23 protein-coding genes and 1 tRNA gene are annotated in these 23,375 nt (G+C 65.0%); 19 read left to right on the forward strand and 5 right to left on the reverse strand.

All coding sequences use genetic code 11. From position 1 onward, the window contains the following. Position 1 precedes the first annotated feature (1 nt). The 9 genes from GH660_RS15400 (at position 2) to GH660_RS15440 (ending at position 7,895) form a co-directional block, all read left to right on the forward strand. Complete coding sequence (locus GH660_RS15400) at positions 2-1,321, forward strand: UDP-glucose/GDP-mannose dehydrogenase family protein (RefSeq protein ID WP_153147580.1); 1,320 nt, start codon at positions 2-4, stop codon at positions 1,319-1,321. A gap of 4 nt (positions 1,322-1,325) precedes the next feature. Next, positions 1,326-2,252, forward strand: coding sequence for a D-glycero-beta-D-manno-heptose-7-phosphate kinase (gene rfaE1 / locus GH660_RS15405; RefSeq protein WP_153147581.1), 927 nt, complete (start codon positions 1,326-1,328; stop codon positions 2,250-2,252). Between the two features lie 9 nt (positions 2,253-2,261). Further along, a complete protein-coding gene (gene rfaD, locus GH660_RS15410; RefSeq protein ID WP_153147582.1) occupies positions 2,262-3,260 on the forward strand; it encodes an ADP-glyceromanno-heptose 6-epimerase in 999 nt (332 codons plus the stop codon). Beyond that, positions 3,253-4,152, forward strand: a complete 900-nt coding sequence (gene cysM / locus GH660_RS15415; RefSeq protein WP_153147583.1) for a cysteine synthase CysM — start codon at positions 3,253-3,255, stop codon at positions 4,150-4,152. Before rfaD ends, cysM begins: the two co-directional genes overlap by 8 nt. After that, positions 4,149-4,934, forward strand: coding sequence for a 3'-5' exonuclease (locus GH660_RS15420; protein WP_153147584.1), 786 nt, complete (start codon positions 4,149-4,151; stop codon positions 4,932-4,934). The genes cysM and GH660_RS15420 overlap by 4 nt, the downstream gene beginning before the upstream one ends. A 61-nt stretch (positions 4,935-4,995) precedes the next feature. Beyond that, positions 4,996-5,544, forward strand: coding sequence for an inorganic diphosphatase (ppa, locus tag GH660_RS15425; RefSeq protein WP_153147585.1), 549 nt, complete (start codon positions 4,996-4,998; stop codon positions 5,542-5,544). Positions 5,545-5,550: 6 nt separating this feature from the next. After that, a complete protein-coding gene (locus tag GH660_RS15430) occupies positions 5,551-7,158 on the forward strand; it encodes an NAD+ synthase (RefSeq protein WP_153147586.1) in 1,608 nt (535 codons plus the stop codon). A 25-nt stretch (positions 7,159-7,183) separates the two neighbouring features. Then, positions 7,184-7,522 carry a P-II family nitrogen regulator gene (locus GH660_RS15435; RefSeq protein ID WP_153147587.1) on the forward strand — a complete coding sequence of 113 codons (339 nt, stop codon included), beginning with the start codon at positions 7,184-7,186 and terminating at the stop codon, positions 7,520-7,522. A gap of 16 nt (positions 7,523-7,538) precedes the next feature. Beyond that, positions 7,539-7,895 (forward strand): hypothetical protein, encoded by a 357-nt coding sequence (locus tag GH660_RS15440; protein WP_153147588.1) that lies wholly within the window; start codon positions 7,539-7,541, stop codon positions 7,893-7,895. A gap of 19 nt (positions 7,896-7,914) precedes the next feature. On the opposite strand, the gene GH660_RS15445 is transcribed toward GH660_RS15440, so the two are convergent. Together GH660_RS15445 and trxB are read right to left on the reverse strand one after the other, a co-directional pair. Continuing rightward, the gene (locus tag GH660_RS15445) at positions 7,915-8,469 is read right to left on the reverse strand and encodes a Smr/MutS family protein (protein ID WP_228276523.1); all 555 of its coding nucleotides are present in this window, start codon (positions 8,467-8,469) and stop codon (positions 7,915-7,917) included. Between the two features lie 6 nt (positions 8,470-8,475). Next, positions 8,476-9,432 (reverse strand): thioredoxin-disulfide reductase, encoded by a 957-nt coding sequence (trxB, locus tag GH660_RS15450; protein WP_153147589.1) that lies wholly within the window; start codon positions 9,430-9,432, stop codon positions 8,476-8,478. Positions 9,433-9,560: 128 nt separating this feature from the next. Between trxB and GH660_RS15455 the strand changes: the two genes are divergently transcribed. The 3 genes from GH660_RS15455 to lolA are packed head-to-tail and all read left to right on the forward strand — an operon-like array spanning position 9,561 to position 13,149. Next, the gene (locus GH660_RS15455; RefSeq protein WP_153147590.1) at positions 9,561-10,223 is read left to right on the forward strand and encodes a Crp/Fnr family transcriptional regulator; all 663 of its coding nucleotides are present in this window, start codon (positions 9,561-9,563) and stop codon (positions 10,221-10,223) included. A 2-nt stretch (positions 10,224-10,225) separates the two neighbouring features. Beyond that, complete coding sequence (locus tag GH660_RS15460) at positions 10,226-12,532, forward strand: DNA translocase FtsK (protein WP_153147591.1); 2,307 nt, start codon at positions 10,226-10,228, stop codon at positions 12,530-12,532. Continuing rightward, entirely contained in the window at positions 12,529-13,149 is a 621-nt protein-coding gene (lolA, locus tag GH660_RS15465; protein WP_153147592.1) for an outer membrane lipoprotein chaperone LolA, read from the forward strand. Before GH660_RS15460 ends, lolA begins: the two co-directional genes overlap by 4 nt. A 14-nt stretch (positions 13,150-13,163) precedes the next feature. Here the strand turns inward: lolA and GH660_RS15470 are convergent, their stop codons facing one another. Further along, on the reverse strand, positions 13,164-13,616 hold the full coding sequence (locus GH660_RS15470; protein WP_153147593.1) for a thioesterase family protein: 453 nt from the start codon (positions 13,614-13,616) through the stop codon (positions 13,164-13,166). A gap of 21 nt (positions 13,617-13,637) precedes the next feature. Further along, positions 13,638-13,982, reverse strand: a complete 345-nt coding sequence (locus GH660_RS15475) for a hypothetical protein (RefSeq protein ID WP_153147594.1) — start codon at positions 13,980-13,982, stop codon at positions 13,638-13,640. Between the two features lie 232 nt (positions 13,983-14,214). Here GH660_RS15475 and GH660_RS15480 point away from each other — a divergent pair, with 232 nt between their 5' ends. From GH660_RS15480 to serS, 3 genes are read left to right on the forward strand one after another with little or no spacing between them, the layout of a single operon-like run. Continuing rightward, positions 14,215-15,531, forward strand: a complete 1,317-nt coding sequence (locus GH660_RS15480; RefSeq protein ID WP_153147595.1) for a replication-associated recombination protein A — start codon at positions 14,215-14,217, stop codon at positions 15,529-15,531. Next, on the forward strand, positions 15,531-16,106 hold the full coding sequence (locus GH660_RS15485) for a DUF4126 domain-containing protein (protein WP_228276524.1): 576 nt from the start codon (positions 15,531-15,533) through the stop codon (positions 16,104-16,106). The genes GH660_RS15480 and GH660_RS15485 overlap by 1 nt, the downstream gene beginning before the upstream one ends. Before the next feature lie 59 nt (positions 16,107-16,165). Then, complete coding sequence (gene serS / locus GH660_RS15490; RefSeq protein WP_153147596.1) at positions 16,166-17,452, forward strand: serine--tRNA ligase; 1,287 nt, start codon at positions 16,166-16,168, stop codon at positions 17,450-17,452. Positions 17,453-17,525: 73 nt separating this feature from the next. On the opposite strand, the gene mltF is transcribed toward serS, so the two are convergent. Beyond that, entirely contained in the window at positions 17,526-18,959 is a 1,434-nt protein-coding gene (mltF, locus tag GH660_RS15495; protein WP_153147597.1) for a membrane-bound lytic murein transglycosylase MltF, read from the reverse strand. 33 nt (positions 18,960-18,992) lie between these two features. Between mltF and GH660_RS15500 the strand changes: the two genes are divergently transcribed. The 4 genes from GH660_RS15500 to GH660_RS15515 all read left to right on the forward strand — a co-directional run bounded on the left by GH660_RS15500 (position 18,993) and on the right by GH660_RS15515 (position 23,370). After that, positions 18,993-19,080: transfer RNA gene (locus tag GH660_RS15500), tRNA-Ser, on the forward strand. Between the two features lie 281 nt (positions 19,081-19,361). Beyond that, positions 19,362-20,801 carry a mannose-1-phosphate guanylyltransferase/mannose-6-phosphate isomerase gene (locus tag GH660_RS15505; RefSeq protein WP_153147598.1) on the forward strand — a complete coding sequence of 480 codons (1,440 nt, stop codon included), beginning with the start codon at positions 19,362-19,364 and terminating at the stop codon, positions 20,799-20,801. Beyond that, positions 20,798-21,820, forward strand: a complete 1,023-nt coding sequence (galE, locus tag GH660_RS15510) for a UDP-glucose 4-epimerase GalE (RefSeq protein WP_228276532.1) — start codon at positions 20,798-20,800, stop codon at positions 21,818-21,820. The genes GH660_RS15505 and galE overlap by 4 nt, the downstream gene beginning before the upstream one ends. A gap of 23 nt (positions 21,821-21,843) precedes the next feature. Beyond that, a complete protein-coding gene (locus GH660_RS15515; RefSeq protein ID WP_153147600.1) occupies positions 21,844-23,370 on the forward strand; it encodes a hypothetical protein in 1,527 nt (508 codons plus the stop codon). Positions 23,371-23,375 lie beyond the last annotated feature (5 nt).

Raw genomic sequence — 23,375 nt, forward strand, 5'->3', positions numbered from 1 at the left:
CATGAAAATTACCGTTGTCGGTACCGGCTACGTCGGTCTGGTCAGTGGCACCTGTCTGGCGGAAGTGGGCAACGATGTCCTCTGTCTGGACGTCGATCCCGAGAAGATCCGCATTCTTGAAGAAGGCGGCATTCCCATCTACGAACCGGGCCTGCAGGAAATGGTCCGGCGCAACGTCGCCGCCGGCCGGCTGCATTTCACGACCGACATCGAAAGAGCCGTCCAGCACGGCACCATCCAGTTCATCGCCGTCGGCACCCCGCCTGACGAAGATGGTTCGGCCGACCTGCAATACGTCCTCGCCGCCGCCCGCAACATCGGCCGCCTGATGACCGACTACAAGGTCATCGTCGACAAGAGCACCGTCCCGGTCGGAACAGCCGCCAAGGTCAAGGCCGCCGTCGCCGAAGAACTTGCGAAGCGTGGCATCGACACACCCTACAGCGTCGTTTCCAACCCCGAGTTCCTCAAGGAAGGCGCCGCCGTCGAGGACTTCATGCGTCCCGACCGCATCGTCGTCGGTGCCGAGGACGAGCAGGCCATCCACCTGATGCGCGCGCTCTACGCCCCGTTCCAGCGCAATCACGAACGCCTGATCATCACCGACGTCAAGAGCGCCGAACTGACCAAGTACGCCGCCAACGCCATGCTGGCCACCCGTATCAGCTTCATGAACGAACTCGCCAACCTGGCCGAAGTGCTCGGCGCCGACATCGAAATGGTTCGCCAGGGTATCGGCTCCGATCCGCGCATCGGCTACCACTTCCTCTACCCGGGCTGCGGCTACGGTGGTTCCTGCTTCCCGAAGGACGTCAAGGCGCTGATCAAGACCGCCGCCGACGACGCCGGTATCACCCTCAAGGTGCTGACCGCCGTCGAGGAAGCGAATGATGCCCAGAAGCACATCCTGACCGGGAAGCTCAAGGCCCGCTTCGGCGACCTCAAGGGCAAGCACTTCGCCCTCTGGGGTCTGGCCTTCAAGCCCAATACCGATGATATGCGCGATGCCCCGAGCCGGGAACTGATCGCCGACCTCTTCGCCGCCGGTGCTACTGTCACTGCCTACGACCCGGTCGCCATGCACGAGACGCAGCGCATCTTCCGCGACGAGCCGCGCCTGAAGTATGCCGAGAACCCGATGGGGGCGCTCGACAATGCCGATGCCCTGGTGATTGCCACTGAGTGGAAAGAGTTCCGCAGCCCGGATTTCGAAGCGATCAAGCAGACCTTGAAGAACCCGGTGATCTTCGACGGCCGCAACCTCTACGATCCGAAGTTCGTGCGTAGCCTCGGTATCGAATACTTCGCCATCGGGCGCTGAGCGCATGCTGGACAAGGTCAGGAACGTGCGCCTGCTGGTGGTCGGCGACGTCATGCTCGATCGCTACTGGTTTGGCGAGGTAAGCCGGATTTCGCCGGAGGCGCCAGTGCCGGTGGTCAAGGTCGAGCGCCAGGAAGAGCGCCTGGGTGGTGCCGCCAACGTGGCGCGCAATGCCGCTTCGCTGGGCGCCGTGTCGGCCTTGCTCTCGGTCGTCGGCGACGACGAGGCGGGGCGGATGCTCGGCCGCTTGCTCGAAGACGGGCAAATCGATGCCAGCCTGCATGTCGACCGCGACATCGATACCATCGTCAAGCTGCGCGTGATCGGCCGCCAGCAACAGCTGTTGCGCATCGATTTCGAGACGCCGCCATCGCACGAAATCCTGCAGGCCAAGCTCGCCGATTTCGAGAGTCGCGTCGCCCAGGCCGATGTCGTCATCCTTTCCGACTATGGCAAGGGCGGCTTGACGCATATTTCTGAAATGATCCGCATCGCCCGCGCCCAAGACAAACTGGTTCTGGTCGACCCTAAGGGCGATGAATGGGGCAAGTATGCCGGGGCGACGGTGATCACGCCGAACCGCTCCGAGCTACGCGAAGTGGTCGGCCGCTGGTCATCGGAGGACGAACTGCTCGCCAAGGCGCAGAAATTGCGCAGCGAACTCGGACTCGAAGCCCTGCTCGTGACACGCAGCGAGGAAGGCATGACCCTTTTTGCCGACGACGGTATTCATCACCAGCCGGCGCAGGCCCGCGAAGTCTTCGATGTCTCCGGTGCCGGCGATACAGTGATCGCCACGCTCGCCGTCATGCTCGCCGCCGGTGCCGACTGGGCCGAAGCCATCCGCGTCGCCAACGTCGCCGCCGGCATCGTCGTCGGCAAATTGGGTACCGCCGTCGTTACCCGCGAAGAACTCGCCGCTGCCCTGTAAGGAATAGCCATGTACATCGTCGTCACCGGCGCCGCCGGATTTATCGGTTCCAACATCGTCAAGGCCCTGAACGAGCGCGGGGTGAGGAACATCATCGCCGTCGACAACCTGACCAAGGCCGACAAGTTCCGCAACCTGATCGACTGCGACATCGTCGATTACCTCGACAAGCGCGATTTCATCGAGCGCATCCAGGCCGGCCACTTCGACGGCGAGATCGATGCCATCTTTCATGAAGGTGCCTGCTCCGACACCATGGAGAGCGATGGCCACTACATGATGGAGAACAACTATCGCTATTCGATGATCCTGCTCGACTGGTGCCTCGACCAGGACGTCCAGTTCCTCTACGCCTCGTCGGCAGCGACCTACGGCGGCAGCAGCGTCTTCAAGGAAGAGCGCCAGTACGAAGGGCCGCTCAATGTTTACGGCTACTCCAAGTTCCTGTTCGACCAGATCGTCCGCCAGCGCCTGGCGCAGAATCCGTCGTCGCAGATCGTCGGCTTCCGCTACTTCAATGTCTATGGTCCGCGCGAAACGCACAAGGGGCGCATGGCCTCGGTCGCCTTCCACAACTTCAACCAGTTCCGCGCCGAGGGCAAGGTCAAGCTGTTCGAGGGTTCGCACGGCTATCCGGATGGCAGCCAGCAACGGGATTTCGTTTTCGTCGGCGATGTTGCCAAGGTCAATCTCTTCTTCCTCGACCATCCCGAAAAATCCGGCATCTTCAACCTCGGTTCCGGCCGGGCGCAGAGTTTCAACGATGTCGCGGTTGCTGCGGTCAACGGCTGTAGAAGGGCAAAAAACGAAGCGCCGCTGACGCTGGAAGAATTGCGGGCACAGGGTTTGCTCGAATATATCGCCTTCCCCGAGGCACTGAAGGGCAAGTACCAGGCATTCACTCAGGGTGATCTGACCAAACTGCGTGCGGCTGGCTACGATGCGCCGATGGCGACGGTCGAGGAGGGCGTCTCCCAATACATCGAGTGGCTCCATAAAAATGTATAAAACCCTGCAGGATTTTGTCGGAAACACGCCGCTGGTGCGGCTGGTGCGCATCCCCGGCGCCGAAAACGAAAAACGCGGCAACGTCATCCTTGCCAAGCTGGAAGGCAACAACCCGGCCGGTTCGGTCAAGGACCGCCCGGCGCTGTCGATGATCGTCCATGCCGAAGCGCGCGGCGACATCAAGCCCGGCGACACGCTGATCGAGGCGACCTCCGGCAACACCGGTATCGCGCTGGCCATGGCGGCGGCCATGAAGGGCTACCGGATGATCCTGGTCATGCCGGAAAATCAGAGCATCGAACGCCGGCAAACGATGCGCGCCTTCGGCGCCGAACTGGTGCTGACACCCAAGGATGGCGGCATGGAACTGTGCCGTGATGTCGCCGAGAAAATGCGCGACGAAGGCAAGGGCATCATCCTCGATCAGTTCGCCAACCCGGACAACCCGCTCGCCCACCTCGAAGGCACCGGCCCGGAAATCTGGCGCGACACCGAAGGCAAGATCACCCATTTTGTCTCCAGTATGGGCACGACCGGTACCATCATGGGCACCTCGGCCTTTCTCAAGACACAGAACCCGGCGATCCAGATCGTCGGCTGCCAGCCGGAAGAGGGCAGCCAGATCCCCGGCATCCGCAAGTGGCCGGAAGCCTACCTGCCGAAAATTTTCGACCGCAGCCGGGTCGACCGCGTCGAGAACGTCAGCCAGGCCGATGCCGAGGCGATGACGCGGCGGCTGGCCATGGAAGAGGGCATCTTCGCTGGCATCTCCTCGGGAGGCGCACTGGTCGTGGCCCTGCGCCTGTCACAGGAACTGGAAAACGCAGTCATCGTCACCATCGTCTGCGATCGCGGCGACCGTTATCTGTCGACGGGCGTTTTCCCGGCATGAAACCGGTACTGGTCTTCGATATTGAGACGATTCCCGATATCGCCGGCCTGCGCCGCCTGAACGACCTGCCGGGCGAGCTTTCCGATGGAGAAGTCGCCGAACTCGCCTTCCAGCAACGGCGGGCCAGGACCGGCAACGACTTCCTGCAGTTGCACCTGCAGCGTGTCGTCACCATCTCCTGCGTTCTGCGCACCAGCGAGGGCCTCAATGTCTGGTCACTGTCCGAGCCCGATCTTGGCGAAGGTGCCATCATCCAGCGCTTTTTTGACGGCATCGAGAAATTCACGCCGCAGATCGTCTCGTGGAACGGCAGCGGTTTCGACCTGCCGGTACTGCACTATCGCGGCATGCTGCATGGCGTCGCGGCGCCGCGCTACTGGGATATGGGCGATGGCGACTACGCTGATTCCCGCGACTTCAAGTGGAACAATTACATCAGTCGTTACCACACCCGTCACCTCGACCTGATGGACTTGCTGGCGCTCTATAATGCCCGCGCCAATGCGCCGCTCGACGACCTGGCCAAGCTCTTCGGCTTTCCCGGCAAGCTCGGCATGGACGGAGGCAAGGTCTGGGAAGCCTGGCAGGCCGGCCAGAGCGCCGAAATTCGCGACTACTGCGAAACCGACGTCATCAACACCTACCTGGTTTACAACCGCTTCCGCCGCCTGCGCGGCGAACTGACGGCAGAAGAAGAGGTGGCCGAAGCCGGGTTCGTCAAGGCGCAGCTCGCCAGGATAGGCGCGCCGCACTGGCAAGAGTTTATCGCTGCCTGGGGCTGACTCCCGGTAGCACGGCGTTATAATCACCAGTTCTCAAACCACATACTGCAGAGAGACAACGATGGCCCTTAACAACGTTCCTTCCGGCAAGTCCCTTCCCGACGATTTCAACGTCATCATCGAGATTTCCGCGCATTCCGAGCCGGTCAAGTATGAAGTCGACAAGGAAAGCGGCGCGATTTTCGTCGATCGCTTCATGTCCACCTCGATGCACTATCCCTGCAACTACGGCTACATCCCGCACACCATCGCCGGCGACGGCGATCCGGTCGACGTGCTGGTCGTTGCACCGTTCTCCCTGCCGCCCGGCGTCGTCGTCCGCTGCCGCCCGCTCGGCCAGTTGTCGATGACCGACGAAGGCGGTGACGATGCCAAGCTGCTGGCGGTGCCGGTCGACAAGCTGACCCCGCTGTACAAGGACGTCAAGTCCTTCGAAGACATGCCGGAATTGCTGCGCAAGCAGATTGCCCACTTCTTCGAGCGCTACAAGGATCTCGAACCGGGCAAGTGGGTCAAGGTCAACGGCTGGGAAGGCATCGACGCCGCCAGGAATGAAATCATAACCGGCATCCAGCGTTTCAACGACGCCAAGGACAAGCCGAACTACTAATCTGTCATGCTGCGGATCGCCGTTGCCCAATTCAACGCCACCGTCGGTGACCTGACGGGCAACGTCGAACGTATCGTCGAATGTGCCGCGCAAGCCAAGGCGCGCGGCGCGCAGGTGCTGCTGACGCCGGAACTGGCGTTGTGCGGCTACCCGCCGGAAGACCTGTTGCTGCGCCCGGATTTCTACCGGGCCTGCAGCCAGGCACTCGATGATCTGGCGGGCCGGGTCGCGGGCATTGCCCTCGTCGTCGGTCATCCGGAAGAATATGAGGGAAGCCGCTACAACGCGGCCACGGTCATTGAAAATGGCCAGAAAAAGGCGGTCTACCGCAAGATTCGCCTGCCCAATTACGAAGTTTTCGACGAAAAGCGCTATTTCGACGCCGGCAGCGACGCCTGCGTCGTGACGCTCGGTGGCGTGCGCTGCGGCATCAACATCTGCGCCGACATCTGGGAAGCCGGCGCCGCCGAACTGGCGCAGGCTGCCGGGGCGGAACTGCTGCTCGTCCTCAATGCCTCGCCCTGCCATCTCGAAAAGCATCAACAGCGTGCGCAGGTGCTTGGCGAACGGATCGCCGCGACCGGTATTCCCGCCATCTACGCCAACCTAGTTGGTGGCCAGGACGAACTCGTTTTCGACGGCGCTTCCTTCGCGCTCGATGCCCAGGGCACTTGCCGCATGCGGCTGCCACAATTTACGGAGGCGCTGGGGATCGTCGATTATGATGCCGGCCGCCTGCGCTCGGATGACCTGGCCGAGGAGCTCTCGCTCGAATCCGAAGCCTATCAGGCGCTGGTCCTCGGTGTCCGCGACTATATCGGCAAGAGCGGTTTCAAGGGCGCGATCATCGGCCTCTCGGGCGGCATCGACTCGGCGCTGACCCTGTGTGTTGCGGTCGACGCGCTGGGGGCGGCAAAAGTGCGGGCGGTGATGATGCCTTCGCCCTACACTGCGCAGATGAGCCTGGACGATTCGCGCGCCATGATCGCGACGCTTGGCGTTCGCTACGACGAAATCCCTATCGCACCGGCGATGCAGACCTATGCGGCCATGCTCGATCCGCTGTTCGCCGGCCTGCCGGCCGACACCACCGAAGAGAATATCCAGGCGCGCATCCGCGGCAACATCCTGATGGCGCTGTCCAACAAGACCGGCGCGCTGGTGCTGACCACCGGCAACAAATCGGAAATGGCCGTCGGCTACTGCACGCTGTACGGCGACATGGCGGGCGGTTTTGCCGTGATCAAGGATGTCTACAAGACGCTGGTCTATCGCCTGTCGCGCTACCGCAACACGCTGTCGCCGGTAATCCCGGAAAACATCATCGTCCGGCCGCCATCGGCCGAACTGAAACCCGACCAGACCGACCAGGATTCGCTGCCGCCCTACGAGATCCTCGACGCCATCGTCCGTGCCTACATGGAAGAAGACCGCAGTCCGCGCGAGATCATCGCCGCCGGCCTGCCGGAGGAGGCGGTGCGCCGCGTCGTGCGCCTGTTGCGCATCGCCGAATACAAGCGCCGGCAGGCGCCGGTCGGCATCCGCATCACGCCGCGTGGCTTCGGCAAGGATTGGCGGTATCCTATTACCAACCGTTATCAAGACGAATTCTGAGACACCGAAGGAAGAGGAAGAGAAAATGAAAAAAATCGAAGCCATCATCAAGCCGTTCAAACTCGACGAAGTCCGCGAGGCGCTGTCGGAAGTCGGCATCACCGGCCTGACGGTCACCGAGGTCAAGGGTTTCGGGCGCCAGAAGGGGCATACGGAGCTTTACCGCGGCGCCGAGTACGTCGTCGACTTTCTGCCCAAGATCAAGATCGAGATCGTCGTCAATTCCGCGCATGCCGATGCCGCCATCGAAGCCATCATCAAGGCGGCCCGCACCGGCAAGATCGGCGACGGCAAGATTTTCGTGATGCCGGTCGAGCAGGTGGTGCGCATCCGGACCGGCGAAACCGACGAAGCGGCAATCTGACCCGGAGGAGATCGCCATGGACGACGGCCAGGAAAACTTCGATATTCCCGCCCTCAGGGCCAAGCTACTCGAATTGCTCGGGCCGCAGTCCGACATCTATCCGGTTCAGATCGAGCAGCAGTTCCCGCGCATTCTCGAGCAGGTCGTCGGGTTGTGGGGGAAGGCCGGGCTGGATGCCTACCTGGCCGATCTGATGGTCACCAAGCGTCCAGGGCGTAAGGGCTTTCCGCACGATGTGGCGCTGGAAATCTTCCGTCTTGCCACGACCCATGGCGCGCTCGGGTTGACCCCGAACAACTCGCCGGGAACGGCGTGGGACTGGGTCGACGACCCCGAGCTCTTCAAGCGCGAATTCATGAATCGGCAGGAATGATACTGCAGGGCGTCGTCGCTCAGCGCGCGGTGCCCGATTTCCGTTGGGCGCGCAACAGCACGACGACCGCGCCCTCGCCGCCGTCCTGCGGTTTGGCCTGGCAGTAGGCCAGAATTTCATCCCGCTGCATCAGCCAGCCGCGTACCAGGCGGCGCAACACGGCCTGCTTTCCGGGCGACCCCAGCCCCTTGCCGTGAACGATGCGCACGCAGCGCACCCCGTGCTTCAGCGACCCGGCAAGAAAGGTGGCGAGCAGGGCGCGCGCCTCCTCGCGGTTCAGGCCGTGCAGGTCGATTTCGTCCTGGATGACCCAGCGACCGCGCCGCAGGTCGCGCAGGACGCCGTGCGCCAGTCCCGGACGCAGGAAGGTCGGTTCATCGCCGCCTTCCAGGCGGTCCTGCAAGGTGAGGGGGCCGTGCAGGCTTTCGTGCAACGCCGCCTGCTCGTCGGCCAGATGTTGCAGGGGACGCGGCGGCGGCATCGGGCCGCCGAGATGCACGCGCCCCGATGCCGGCAGTGGCCTGGCATCCGCCACTGCCGCCCGAAAGGCTGCAAGATCGTCCGCGTCGCTCACGCCGCCCTAGGCGAGCTGGTCGAGGTAGCGTTCGGCGTCGAGCGCCGCCATGCAGCCGGTCCCGGCCGAGGTGCAGGCCTGGCGATAGACGTGGTCCTGCACGTCGCCGGCAGCGAAGATGCCGGGGATGCTGGTCTGCGTCGCATTGCCGGCGCGGCCGGCCTGGGTCACGATGTAGCCGCCGTCCATTTCCAGCTGGCCGGCGAAGATGTCGGTGTTGGGCTTGTGGCCGATGGCGATGAAGACGCCAAACACGTCGACGTCGCGCGTCGTGCCGTCCTGCTTGCTCCTGATGCGCATGCCGGTCACGCCGGAATCGTCGCCGAGCACTTCGTCCAGCGTGTAATTCCGCAGGATCGTGACCTTGCCGGCCTTTTCCCTCTCGAACAGCTTGTCCTGCAATATCTTTTCGGCCTTGAAGCTGTCGCGGCGGTGGACCAGGGTGACATGGCTGGCGATATTGGCCAGGTAGAGCGCTTCCTCGACTGCGGTGTTGCCGCCGCCGATGACGGCGACCGCCTTGTTGCGGTAGAAGAAACCGTCGCAGGTGGCGCAGGCGGAAACTCCCTTGCCGGAGAATTTCTCTTCGGAAGGCAGGCCGAGGTACTGGGCCGAAGCGCCGGTGGCGATGATCAGCGCGTCGCAGGTATAGGTGCCGGCATCGCCGGTCAGCGTAAACGGCTTCTGCGTCAGTTGCGTTGTATGGATGTGATCGAAGATGATCTCGGTGTCGAAACGGCGGGCATGGGCTTCGAAGCGAGCCATCAGTTCCGGACCCTGGACGCCGTCGGCGTCGGCCGGCCAGTTGTCGACGTCGGTCGTCGTCATCAGCTGGCCGCCCTGGGCGAGACCGGTGATCAGCAGCGGTTTCAGATTGGCGCGGGCGGCATAGACGGCGGCGGTATAACCGGCAGGGCCGGAGCCGAGAATGATCAGGCGACTGTGGCGGACAGCTTGGGACATGGTGATCCTCGATGATGGTTGACCGTAAAATTATAGCCTTCAACCACCGCCCGTTTTTTTGCCCTTGTCCTTGAAATTTGCGAATTGAGTTTATAATCGGCGCGCAACTCCATGAAGGGAAATGCTTTATGTCCTCCTCAAATGTCGGCCTGAGTCTGGTTGTCCTGCGCAATGTACCGCTGTTTTCGGGCCTGGACGAAACCGAGCTCGATCGCTTGTCGCGCGTGGCCGGGCGCCGGCGTGCCGGGCGGGGCGAACAGGTCGTGCGTGCCGGCGAAAGCGCCGACGCGCTGCTCGTCCTGCTGACCGGCCGCGCCAAGGTGACCAACTTTGACGAGGAAGGGCGCGAGATCATTCTCGCCTGGCTCGGGCCGGGTGAATTCTTCGGTGAAATGGGCCTGATCGATGGTAGCCCGCGTTCGGCCAGCGTCGTGGCGGTCGAGAACTGCGAACTGCTGACCATCGGCAAGACTGAGTTCCAGCGTTGCATGCAGGACAATTTCCAGGTGGCGCTCAAGCTGATGCAGATTCTGGTGCGCCGCCTGCGCGAGGCCGACCGCAATATCGAAAGCCTGGCGCTGCTCGACGTCTATGGCCGTGTCGCCCGCTTGCTGCTCGATCTCTCCGAGGAACAGGGGGGCAAGCGCATGGTCAAGCAGAAGATCTCCAAACAGGACATGGCGCGCATGATCGGCGCGTCGCGCGAAATGGTCAGCAAGGTGATGCGTGACCTTGAGGTTGGTGGCTACATCATCAGCGAAGGCGATCACATCACGATCACCGGGGCCTGAGGATGGGGGTTCGAACGGCTGACCGCGCAACTGCCAGCCAGTTGCCGGAGAAGATCGGCAATCTGCTGCAGGAGTCGCGCTGGTTGGCGCTAGGGGCGGTGGCCCTGTTCCTGGCGATGGCCTTCTGGGGCTTCAGCAAGGATGATCCGGGCTGGTCGCACGCGGTATCTACCGGGCAGCTGCACAACCCGACCGGCCATGCCGGCGCCTGGATCGCCGATCTGATGCTTTATCTTTTCGGGCTTTCCGCCTGGTGGTGGATAGTCCTGCTGGGCATGTTCATGTGGTGGGGGTTCCGCCGCCTCAATTCGCCGCTCGGCCATACCGACCGCCGCCCGCTGTATATCGCGCTGTCCGGCTTTGCCGTGCTGCTGGTCGCCAGTTCGGCGCTGGAAGCGCTGCGCTTCTACTCGCTCAAGGTCGAATTGCCGCTCGCGCCGGGCGGTTTGCTCGGCATCGAAGCCGGCCGCCTGCTGGAACACCTGCTGGGTTACACCGGAGCGACCCTGGTGTTGCTGGCGACGATGGCGGCAGGATGGAGCATTTTTTCCGGGATGTCCTGGCTCTGGGCATTCGAGCGGCTGGGTAGCTTGCTCGAAACCATTGGCGGCTTCTTCTACGGTCTGGTCGATACCTGGCGCGACCGGCGCATCGGGCGCGAAGTCGCGCAGCAGCGCGAGGAAGAGGTCGAGGTCGAAAAGCGCCGCGTCGAACTGCACGAGCCGATCATCATCGAGACGCCGCCGCCCGAGGTGCCGGTGTCGAAGAAGGCCGAGAAGCGCATCGAGCGCGAGAAGCAAGTGGCGCTCTTCCCGGAAGCCATCATCGGTGGGCAATTGCCGCCGCTGCACCTGCTCGACCCGGCACCGCCGGTGACCGAAACGGTGAGCGCCGAAACGCTGGAATACACCTCGCGCCTGATCGAGCGCAAGCTGGCCGACTTCGGCGTCCAGGTCAAGGTGCTGGCCGCCATGCCCGGCCCGGTCATCACGCGTTACGAAATCGAGCCGGCGGTTGGCGTCAAGGGCGCCCAGATCGTTAACCTGGCCCGCGACCTGGCGCGGGCGCTGGCCATGGTGTCGATCCGCGTCGTCGAGACGGTGCCCGGGAAGTCGTGCATGGCGCTCGAACTGCCCAATCCCAAGCGGCAGACCGTCAAGCTGTCCGAGATCATCTCCAGCAAGCCGTACAACGACATGACCAGCCCGCTGACCGTCTGCCTTGGCAAGGACATCGGCGGCCAGCCGGTGGTTGCCGACCTGGCCAAGACGCCGCACCTGCTGGTGGCCGGGACGACCGGTTCCGGCAAGTCGGTCGGCGTCAATGCGATGATCCTGTCGATGCTCTACAAATCGGAACCGGATCATGTGCGGCTGATCATGGTCGACCCGAAGATGTTGGAGCTTTCCATCTACGAAGGCATCCCGCACCTGCTGGCGCCGGTCGTCACCGACATGAAGCAGGCGGCCAACGCGCTGCACTGGTGCGTGACCGAGATGGAGAAGCGCTACAAGCTGATGTCGGCGATGGGTGTGCGCAATATCGCCGGCCTCAACACCAAGATCCGCGACGCCGAAAAGCGCGGCGAACACATCCCGAATCCGCTGACCCTGACGCCGGAAACACCGGAGCCGCTCAAGGCGATGCCGTTCATCGTCGTCATCATCGACGAACTGGCCGACCTGATGATGGTCGTCGGCAAGAAGGTCGAGGAACAGATCGCCCGCCTCGCCCAGAAGGCGCGCGCTTCCGGCATCCACCTGGTGCTGGCGACGCAGCGGCCGAGCGTCGACGTAATTACCGGCCTGATCAAGGCCAACATCCCGACGCGCCTGTCGTTCCAGGTTTCCAGCAAGATCGATTCGCGCACCATCCTCGACCAGATGGGCGCCGAAGCGCTGCTCGGCCAGGGCGACATGCTCTACCTGGCACCCGGTACCGGCTACCCGACCCGTGTCCATGGCGCCTTCGTTTCCGATGACGAAGTACACCGTGTCGTCGAGCACCTGAAGACGACCGGCGCGCCGGAATACATCGAGGATATCCTCAACGGCGCCGGCGGCGACGACGAGGAAGGCGGCGAGGGCGGCAGCGACGGTGGCGACGCCGAGAGCGATCCGCTCTACGACCAGGCGGTCGACATCGTGCTGAAGAACAAGCGGGCCTCGATCTCGCTGGTCCAGCGCCACCTGCGCATCGGCTACAACCGCTCGGCGCGGCTGATCGAGGCCATGGAAAAGGCCGGGCTGGTGTCGGCGATGGACGGGCGCGGCGGCCGCGAAGTGCTGGCGCGCCGGGAAGCCGAATGAAATTTGCCCTGAAAATGCTGTCGACCGCAGCAGTCGCCTTTTTCCCGCAATGGGCGACGGCGGGGGCGGTGGACCAGCTGCATCAGTTCCTCACCAACACCAGGACGCTGAAGGCGGATTTTTCGCAGGTGGTGATCGGCAAGGGCGGACGCAAGCCGCAGCAGTCGTCCGGTACCGTCGCCATTTTACGGCCCGGCAAGCTGCGCTGGGACATCCAGAAGCCGTTCCCGCAACTGGTCGTCGGCGACGGCGAAAAAATCTGGATCTACGACCCGGAACTCAAGCAGGTGACGGTGCGCAAGGCCGGCCAGGCGATCAGCGGCTCGCCGGCAGCGCTGCTGGCGGGCAGCAACGAGCTCGAAAAGAATTTCACGCTGGCCGAGGCCGGCACGGATGAAGGCCTGGACTGGGTCGAGGCGACGCCCAAGGTCAGCGAAAGCGGCTTCGAGAAGGTCCGCCTCGGCTTTACCGGCAGCGACCTGAAAGCCATGGAACTGCACGACAGCTTCGGTCAGCGCACGCTGATCCGCTTCTCAGGGCTGGAGCGCAACGCTGCCTTGCCGGCGACGACCTTCAAGTTCGTTCCGCCGGCCGGCGTCGACGTGGTCGGCGAGTGACCGGCCAGCCATCCTCACGGGTTTTTATTCACGCTTGAAGGCAGCGCCGCGAAGTCGCCGGTCTTTGGCAGCGACGCGATGGCGGCCAGCAGGGCCGGCGGCGGCGTTACCAGCTTGCGGGCCGCCAGGTCGAGCCAACCGCCGGCGCTGGTGACCCGGGCGCACAGCGTGCCGTCCGGGCGGCAGATTTCGTTGCGCAGCAGGAAGCGGCTGCCGTCGGGCGCCTGGCCGGCGCAGGCCAGCGTGACGATGAATTCCTCCAGCAGCCCGATTTCCCGGCGGTACTCGATCTCGTCCTTCATGATCACCGGGCCGATCCTGAGCCGCGCGAATTCGGCCATCGGGAAGCCGTTTTCGGCAAAGAACAGCATGCGGACGTCGGCCGCCCGGTCGAGAAAGGCGGTGTTCTTCATGTGGGCGTTGAAATCCATGTCGCCCCAGCCGGCGAACAGCGTTTTCGAATACATGCGGAAACTCCTCGGTAAGTTTCAGATCTTCGCGTCCCAGTGGAAGCGGTGGATCACGCGATGCAGGACCGGCGTGAACAGCAGCGCCGCGGTGACGATGAACACCAACCCGGCGTAGAGCGCATAGAGTCCGGCGAACACCTTGCCGGCGTCGGTCTGGGGAGGATTGACGGGCCCCATGCCGCCCAGCAGCATTGCCGAATTGAGGAAGGCGTCGACCCACGCAAGCCCTTCGTAAGCCCGGTAGCCGAGCATGCCGATCGCCAGCGACGCGGCGAGCAGGCCGCCGGCCACCAGCAAATGGCCCAGCAGGCGCCATGCGAACCTGGTGCCGGCCAGCGGCGCCTGTTTTCTGGATTCATACATCACGGGCTCCCGGGGATGGAATCGTCGTGGTCAATGCGTATCCCGAGCAAGTCGGGCAATGCCTGTTGCGGTGTGCACCAGTCGGCCCGAGTTCGGGCACGAATCGCAATGCAGCATATTGGTCCGCCTTGGGAACGTCAATTTCCGCAACGAATCCCGGCGCTGCCGATATCGCGTTCGTCCTCGACGCGTTGCGGCACGCCGCAAATTCTCCTCTGGGTACAATAACGCCATGTCCCAAGACCTGTTTTCCCATGTCGCCGACCACAACCGGCATGCGCCGCTGGCCGAACAATTGCGTCCGCGCACGCCGGACGAGGTGATCGGCCAGCAGCATCTGCTCGGGCCGGGCAAGCCGCTGCGCCTGGCATTCGAGTCTGGCCAGCCGCATTCGATGATCTTCTGGGGGCCGCCCGGCGTCGGCAAGACGACGCTGGCGCGCATGATGGCGACCGAGTTCAACTGCGAGTTCATCGCGCTGTCGGCGGTGTTTTCCGGCATCAAGGAGGTGCGCGAGGCGGTGGCGCAGGCCGAGATGTGGCGCGACCAGGGGCGGCGGACCATCCTCTTCGTCGATGAAATCCACCGTTTCAACAAGGCGCAGCAGGATGGCTTCCTGCCCTTCGTCGAGTCGGGGCTGCTGACCTTCATCGGCGCGACGACCGAGAATCCCTCGTTCGAGGTCAATTCGGCGCTGCTGTCGCGGGCTTCCGTCTACGTCCTGAAGCCGCTCGACGAGGCCGAGATGGGCACGTTGTTCGACCGTGCCGGCGAGCGGGCGCTGGCCGACCTGAGCTTCGATGCTGCTGCCCGCGAGCGTCTGGTCGGGCTGGCCGACGGCGATGCGCGCCGGCTGCTCAACCTGCTCGAACAGGTGCGCACGGCCGCCCATACGGCGGGGGTCGCTGCGGTCGACGGTCAATTCGTCGAAGAAACCGTGGCGCAGAGCCTGCGCCGTTTCGACAAGGGCGGCGATGCCTTCTACGACCAGATTTCGGCGCTGCACAAGTCGGTGCGCGGCTCGCATCCCGACGCCGCCCTCTACTGGCTGACGCGCATGCTCGACGGCGGTGCCGATCCGCGCTACCTGGCGCGGCGCATCATCCGTATGGCGTGGGAGGACATCGGCCTCGCCGATCCGCGCGCCATGCAGATCGCCAACGACGCGGCCGCCACCTACGAACGCCTCGGCTCGCCCGAAGGCGAACTGGCCCTCGGCCAGGCGGTGATCTACATGGCGGTCGCCGCCAAGTCGAACGCCGGCTACAACGCCTGGAACGCCGCGCGCGCCTTCGTGAAACAGGACGGTTCGCGGCCGGTGCCGGTGCACCTGCGCAACGCGCCGACCAAGTTGATGAAGGAACTCGGCTACGGCAAGGAATACCGCTACGCGCACGACGAGCCGGAAGCCTACGCCGCCGGCGAAACCTACCTGCCGGACGACATGGCCGAACCCGGCTGGTACCGGCCGACGCCGCGCGGGCTGGAGGGCAAGATCGGCGAGAAGCTGGCGCACCTGCGCGATCTCGACCGCCAGGCGAAGAAGTGATGGACCTGGCGCAGACCATCGCCCTCTCGGCCGGCCTCGCCTGGGCCAGCGGCCTGCGTCTCTATCTGGTGGTGTTCCTCGCCGGGGCGCTGGCGCATCTCGGCTACCTGCACCTGCCGTCCACGCTGGCGGTGCTGCAACACCCGCTGGTCATCGGCGTCGCCGGCATCATGGCGTTCGCCGAGCTGCTCGCCGACAAGGTGCCAGCCTTCGATTCGCTGTGGGACAGCGTCCAGACCTTCATCCGCATTCCGGCCGGCGCCTTGCTCGCCGCCTTCGCTCTGGGCGAGGTCGATCCCGCCTGGATGGTGGCGGCCGGGCTGATCGGCGGGACGATCACCGCCGGCACGCATTTCGCCAAGGCCGGCAGCCGGCTGGCGATCAATACGTCGCCGGAACCCTTCTCGAACTGGCTCGCCTCGTTCGGCGAGGAGGGCATGGTGCTCGGCGGCCTGTGGGCGATGCTCGCCGCGCCGCTGCTGTTTCTCGGCCTGCTGGCGGTGTTCCTGCTGATCGCCGGCGTGCTGCTCTACAAGCTCTGGGGGCTGCTGGGCCGCCTGTTGCGTCGCGTATAATTCCCTGCTTTCGGGGCGCGCCGCCCGTTGCGGTCGACCCTTCAAAAACAGGAAAAACCATGCTCGACATCCAACAACTCCGCTCCAACCTCGACGCCGTCGCCTCCGGGCTCGCCAAGCGCGGCAAGCCGATCGACTTCAGCGAATTCTCGGCGCTGGAAGCCGAGCGCAAGACGCTGCAGACGCGCACCCAGGACCTGCAAGCGCAGCGCAACAGCCTGTCCAAGCAGATCGGCATGCTGAAGGGGCAGGGCAAGGATGCGTCCGAGGTCATGGCCCAGGTCGGTGCGCTGGGCGACGAGCTGAAGGCTTCCGAAGCCCGCCTCGGCGAGTTGCTGGAAAAGTTCAACGCCATCCTGGCGACGCTGCCCAATTTGCCGGACGACTCGGTGCCGGTCGGCGCCGACGAGACCGGCAACGTCGAGATCAAGCGCTGGGGAGCGCCGCGCGTCTTCGATTTTCCTGTCAAGGATCACACCGACATCGGCGAGGCGCTCGGCCAGCTCGATTTCGCCACCGCCGCCAAGATTTCCGGTTCGCGCTTTTCGCTGCTCAAGGGCGGCATCGCCCGCCTGCACCGCGCGCTCGCCCAGTTCATGCTCGACACGCATACCGCCGAGCACGGCTACACCGAGGTCTATGCGCCGTACCTGGTCAATGCTGCCAGCCTGCACGGAACCGGCCAGCTGCCCAAGTTCGAGGAAGACCTGTTCCGGGTGCCGCGCGGTGACCAGGACCCGCTCTACCTGATCCCGACCGCCGAAGTGCCGGTGACCAACATCGTGCGCGACGAAATCCTCGCCGCCGAGGCGCTGCCGCTGAAGTTCGTCTGCCACACGCCGTGCTTCCGCTCCGAAGCCGGTTCGGGCGGGCGCGACGTGCGCGGCATGATCCGCCAGCACCAGTTCGACAAGGTCGAGCTGGTGCAAATCGTCCATCCCGAGCAGTCGACCGCAGCGCACGAGGAGCTGACCCGCCAGGCCGAAATCATCCTCGAAAAGCTCGAGCTGCCTTACCGCCGCGTCGTGCTGTGTTCCGGCGACATGGGCTTCTCGGCCGCCAAGACCTACGATCTCGAAGTCTGGCTGCCGGCGCAGAATACCTACCGCGAGATTTCCTCCTGCTCCAACTTCGGCGCCTTTCAGGCCCGACGCATGCAGGCGCGCTTCCGCAACGACAAGAACAAGACCGAGCTGTGCCACACGCTCAACGGCTCCGGGCTGGCGGTCGGCCGCACGCTGGTGGCGATCCTTGAAAACTATCAGCGCGCCGATGGCTGCGTGGACGTGCCGGTCGCGTTGCGCCCCTACATGGGCGGTCTGGAACTGCTGGAGCCGTCGCGCTGATCGTTGCGGCGCAGCTAGCTGCGCCTCAAGCGTCCGGTGGCGTTGTATCCGCCCACGGGCGGGATGAGGTAGTTCAGCGTTTGAGCCGGAGGCCCGGGGCATTGCCCTGGGCACCGATCGTCGCTTCCCGTGGCGCCGAGAGCGGCTGATAGGGCAGTTCGTGGCGCTGCAGGATGTCGTAGTAGCTGCGGATGTTCTCGACCAGCAGCACCGCCTCGCCGCCGCGCGCGCGGCCGGACTTGACCTGCCGGTAGTACTTCGGCTGGGCGAGCAGCGGGAGAACCTGCTTCATTTCATACCACGCCGTCGGATCGGCACCGAGCTGCCGGGCCAGGGTGCGCGCCGCGTTGAAATGGCCGGGACCGATGTTGTAGCTGGCGAGGGCCAGCCAGGTGCGGTCGGGCTCGCCGACGTCGTCGGGCTGCAGGTCCTTCAGGAGATTGACGTAGCGGGCGCCGGCCAGAATGCTCTCGCGCACGTCGAGACGGTTGCCGACGCCCAGCCGGTCGGCGGTTTCCTCGGTCAGCATCATGATGCCGCGGACGCCGGTCGGGCTGGTGGCCTCGGGGTCCCACTGCGACTCGTGGTAGGCGATGGCGGCGATCAGCCGCCAGTCGAGGCCGGTGATTGCTTGCGCCGCCTGGAAATGCTTGCGCAGCCTGGGCAGCACGGTTTCGATGCGGCCGAGGAAAGCCACGATATCGGCCTGCTTCAGGCGGCGGACGTGACCGAAATAGCGGTCTTCCAGCTTGAGCAGGGTACCGTCGCGTTGCGCCCGCTCGACAAAGGCGCTGGCGCGCGCCAGCAGTTCCACGTTCGGCTTGGGCCCGAGCCACCAGACCACCGGGTGCGTGTCGCCGAGTTCCAGCGTGGCCAGCACCGAGGGCGCGAATTGCGCGGCGATCTGGACCAGCATCGAGTCGATGGCGACCAGTTCGACCTGCCGTTTGCCCAGTGATTCGAGGAGGTTGAAGAAATCCCCGTCCGTGTATTCGACGACCTGCAGATCGGGGATTCCCTTCTGGAGTTCGCGCAGGGTCGCCAGTTGCCGCGAGCCGGGCAGGGCATGGACCGTCCGCCCGCGCAATTCGTCGCGGTCGTTGAGCGGCAGCGAAGCCTCGTGCTGGATCAGCACGTCGCCGCTCTGCAGGATGGGCGGCGTCGCCTTCTGCTGGCCGTCGCCGGGCGCCGGCAACCAGGCCGCGGCGAGGTGGGCCTTGCCTGCGGCCAGTGCCGGCTCGATCTCGTCCGGCGCGACCACCAGATACCTGACGCCGACGCCCAGTTCCTGGGCAAACGCTTCGATCAGGTCGTGCTCGAGCCCCTGAATCGCGCCCTGGTCGTCGCTGTAGTAGGTAAGCGGCCCCTTGCCGACGAGGACGACAAGATCATGCTGCGCCGGCGTCGGGAAGGGCAGCGGCCGATGTGGCAGCTGCGGCAGCTGTTCGCCGCAAGCGGCGAGCAGCAGGGAAAACAGCCCGATCAGAAAAGTCTTGAAACCGTGCATGCAAAAAATTTTGTGCTATTATGCCGCCCTCGCGGAGAGGTGGCAGAGTGGTCGAATGTACCTGATTCGAAATCAGGCGTACTGCAAGGTACCGTGGGTTCGAATCCCACCCTCTCCGCCAGATCGAAATTTCGATGTTTATCTTCAAGGCCAGCCATCAGGTGCTGGCCTTTTTGTTTTGCGTTTCGAGCCGGCATCTCCGGGCATGGACGGTGTGGTTACCCTCGTTGCGCTTCGGCCGGCGCCCGGATGTTACCGGATTGACGATTCTTTGGCATCAAGGCCGATGCTCATGGCCGGCTATCAGTTGGCGCGGTATTACCCATGGCTAGCGGAGATGGGGCGCACTGCCCGCAGATATGCGATTAAAATCCACAGCATTGCTATTGCCGGTCGCTCAAGATGAATCCGATTGTTCCCGTCGTGCTTTCCGGTGGTTCCGGTACCCGCCTGTGGCCGCTGTCGCGCGAGAAATATCCCAAGCAGCTGTTGCCGCTGGTCGATGACCAGTCGATGTTGCAGGCCACGGTGGCGCGCATGGACGGCATCCCGGGGGTCGGCGATCCCCTGCTGGTGTGCAACGAGGAGCATCGCTTCGTCGTGGCCGAACAGCTGCGCCTGCTCGGCAAGCGGGGCAAGGTCATCCTCGAGCCGGTCGGGCGCAATACCGCGCCGGCACTGACGCTGGCGGCGCTGTACGCCAGCCGGGGCGGCAGCGATCCGGTGCTGGTGGTGATGCCCGCCGATCACGTCATTCTCGACACGGCAGCCTTCCAGGCAGCAGTGGTCAAGGCGGCGAGCCTGGCTGACGCCGGGCTGGCGGTGACTTTCGGCATCACGCCGGATTGTCCGGAAACCGGTTACGGCTACATCCAGAAGGGTGCGCCGCTGGCCGGCGAGGCGGGGGTGTTCCAACTCGCCCGCTTCGTCGAAAAACCGGGGCGGGCGGTGGCGCAGGGCTATCTCGATTCCGGCGAGTACCTGTGGAACAGCGGCTTGTTCGTGATGCGCGCCTCGGTCTGGCTGGCGGCGCTCGACGCCTGCCGCCCGGATATCCTCGCGGCCTGTCGGCGGGCGCTCGAGGAAGGCAGCGTGGACGGCGATTTCGTGCGTGTCGCGCGCGACACGTTCGCGGCCTGCCCGGCCGATTCGATCGATTACGCGGTGATGGAACGCCTGACGAGCGGCCAGGCCGGCTTGCCGGCAAGCGCCGTGATTCCGCTGACGGCGGGCTGGTCGGATGTCGGCGCCTGGGATGCGCTGTGGAAGGTGCTGCCCAAATGCGACCGCGGCAATGCCTCCCGCGGCGATGTCCTGCTCGAATCCTGCAGCGACACGCTGGCCATTTCCGAAGGGCGGCTGGTGGCCTGCGTCGGGGTCAGCAATCTGGTCGTCGTCGAGACCGACGACGCGGTGCTGGTTGCCCACCACGATGCGACGCAGGACGTGAAGAAGATCGTCGACCGCCTGAAGGCCGAGCAGCGCAGCGTCGCGCAGTGGCATCGCAAGGTGTTCCGGCCGTGGGGCTGGTACGACGGCGTCGATGCCGGTGCGCGTTTCCAGGTCAAGCGCATCTGCGTCAAGCCGGGAGCCTCGCTGTCGCTGCAGATGCACCACCACCGCGCCGAGCACTGGGTGGTCGTCAGCGGCACGGCTCAGGTGACGAAGGGCGAGGAAATCTTCCTGGTTTCGGAAAACCAGTCGACCTACATTCCGCTCGGGGTGACCCACCGGCTGAAGAACCCGGGCATCGTGCCGCTCGAAATGATCGAGGTGCAGTCCGGCAGCTACCTCGGAGAGGACGACATCGTCCGTTTCGATGACACCTACGGGCGGAGCTGACGATGATCCTGGTTACCGGGGGCGCCGGCTACATCGGCTCGCACACGGTCGTCGAACTGCTGCAGGCGGGCCGCGACCTGGTGATTTTCGACAACCTGTCGAACAGTTCCGTCCGCGTCCTTGAACGCATTGAGGCGATCGCCGGGGTTCGTCCGCGCTTCGTCGAGGGCGATATTCGCGATCCGGGGGCGTTGACCGCAACCTTCCGGGAATTTCCGATCACCTCGGTCATCCATTTCGCCGGCCTCAAGGCGGTCGGCGAATCGGTCGCCGAGCCGCTGCGCTATTACGACAACAATGTCGTCGGTTCCCTGCGACTGTGCGAGGCGATGGCCGCCGCCGGCGTCCGGCGCCTGGTCTTCAGTTCGTCGGCCACCGTCTATGGCGACCCGCACACGGTGCCGATCCGCGAGGATTTCCCGCTGCAGGCGACCAATCCCTACGGGCGTACGAAACTGCACATCGAGGAGATGCTGCGCGACTTTTCCCGCGGCGATCCCGACTGGCGCATCGCGCTGCTGCGCTACTTCAATCCGGTCGGCGCCCATCCCAGCGGCCTGATCGGCGAAGACCCGCAGGGCACGCCCAACAACCTGATGCCCTTCGTCAGCCAGGTCGCGATCGGCCGGCGCGACGAACTCGGGGTGTTCGGCAACGACTATCCGACGCCGGACGGCACCGGCGTGCGCGACTACATCCACGTCGTCGACCTGGCGCGCGGCCATCTGGCGGCACTCGATGCGCTCGACCGTGCGGCCGGCGTGCTGACCGTCAATCTCGGCACCGGGCGCGGCTACAGCGTGCTCGAAGTCGTTACCGCCTTCGAGCGGGCCAGCGGCCGCCGCGTGGCCTATCGCATCAAGCCGCGGCGGCCCGGCGATGTCGCCGCCTGCTATGCCGATCCCGCGCTGGCCAGTGAGGCGCTCGGCTGGGCCGCGCGCTTTGACCTCGATGCCATGTGCCGCGACGCCTGGCGCTGGCAGTCGGGCAATCCGCACGGTTACGAAACCGGCACCTGACGCGGCGCGGGCAGGAAACGCCCATGGATCGCTACGGCCTGCTGCCCGCTGACGATTTCCGCATCACCACCGGCCGCTGCACGGATAGCGCGGCCCTGCCGCAGGCCCTGTGGTACTTCCGCGACGAGACGATCGCCGTGCCCGGGGCCGGCCTGCCGGTCGCCGGCTTCACCCCCGGGCTGCCGTTCGTCGCGGACCTCGCGGCCTGGGCGCGGGCGACGCCGCCTGGCGGCGCGCCGGATTATCCGCCGCTGGTCTGGATCGGTTCGCCGCGCGTCGAACGCGATGCCAAACTCGACCCCGGCGGCACGCGGCTGCGCACCGCGCACGGTGAACTGGCCCTGCGCCTGGCGCCCCGCCTGCCGCTCAACCGCTCGTGGTTCGACGCGAGCAGCGCCGCCTTCTTCAGCGGTCGACCCGTCAAATTGCGCGGAAACCGCGATGACGACGCCTTCGTCGCCCGTACCTTCTGGCCGCAGGATTTCCGGCTGCCCGAGGCGCCGGCTGCAGTGCCGCTGGCGGCAACGCCGGCAGCGCTGCGCGACTGGCTGCGGGCGCTGCCGCAGGGCGGGGCGCGCAGCCAGTTCGCCGTCGAGTCGGTCTGGCGGCGAACCGGGGAGACGGCGCCGCGCACCGGGCAGCCGCTGCTCGGCCTGATGCTCAACGGCGCGCAGGGCGACGACGACGAGGCGCACGGCGGCCATTTCGCGGTGATGACCGGGCGGGTCGGCGCCCAGGGCGCGCTCGACGACCTGCTGGTCAATAATTTCTACACGCTGGACGCCGAGAGCGAGAAGGGCATCCTTGCCGCGCCGGTGCCGCTCGACAACTACCTCGGCGACCTCAACAGCGGCCAGGCCTGGTACCGGCCGTCGTACATGCTGCTGGCGACGCTGCGCGACGAACGGGCGGCGGCCTGGCTGCAGTCGGCCTTCGGGCGCGTCTACAACCAGTTCTACCGGCATCAGTTCGCCTATCAGCATGCGCGCGCCAACTGCGCCGGCATCAGCGTGACCACGCTGCGCACGCTGGGCTGGCAGGTGCCGGTACGCGGCGCCGAAAGCTGGCTGAAGGCGATTCCCGCCCTGCCGCTGACGGCGCTCAGGGAGCGCAGCTTGAAGAAGGGCAAGGCGGCGTTCGACTACCTGACGGAAGACCGGACCCGGCTCTACCCGGCCGCCGCCTTCGAGGAAATCGCTGCCGACCTGCTGCGCCTGGCCAGCGGGCAGGGTGCTCGCGCGTTGAGCGATTTCGAGCGCCTGCTGGCCGACGACGTCGACGAAATCCTGCTGGTCCGCGTGCCGCAGTTCCCGTCGAGCCGGGCCTGGGGCGACTGGCCGGTCGATTCGAGCCGCGAATACACGGCGCGCGTGCCGCGCGACCCGGCGCAGCAGCAGATTATCCCGGTGCCGCCGCGGCCATTCCCGGCCGAACTGCGCGACCCACGTATGCCGGGCGAGCCGCCGCTGCGCTCCGATTACGCGGTGCTGGCCTGGGGGCTGGCGATTGTTGCGCTGTTTGTGTTCATCCTGCACCGGCTCTTGGCATAATCCGC

It is taken from the genome of Dechloromonas sp. H13, assembly GCF_009469615.1.
Taxonomy (GTDB): domain Bacteria; phylum Pseudomonadota; class Gammaproteobacteria; order Burkholderiales; family Rhodocyclaceae; genus Azonexus.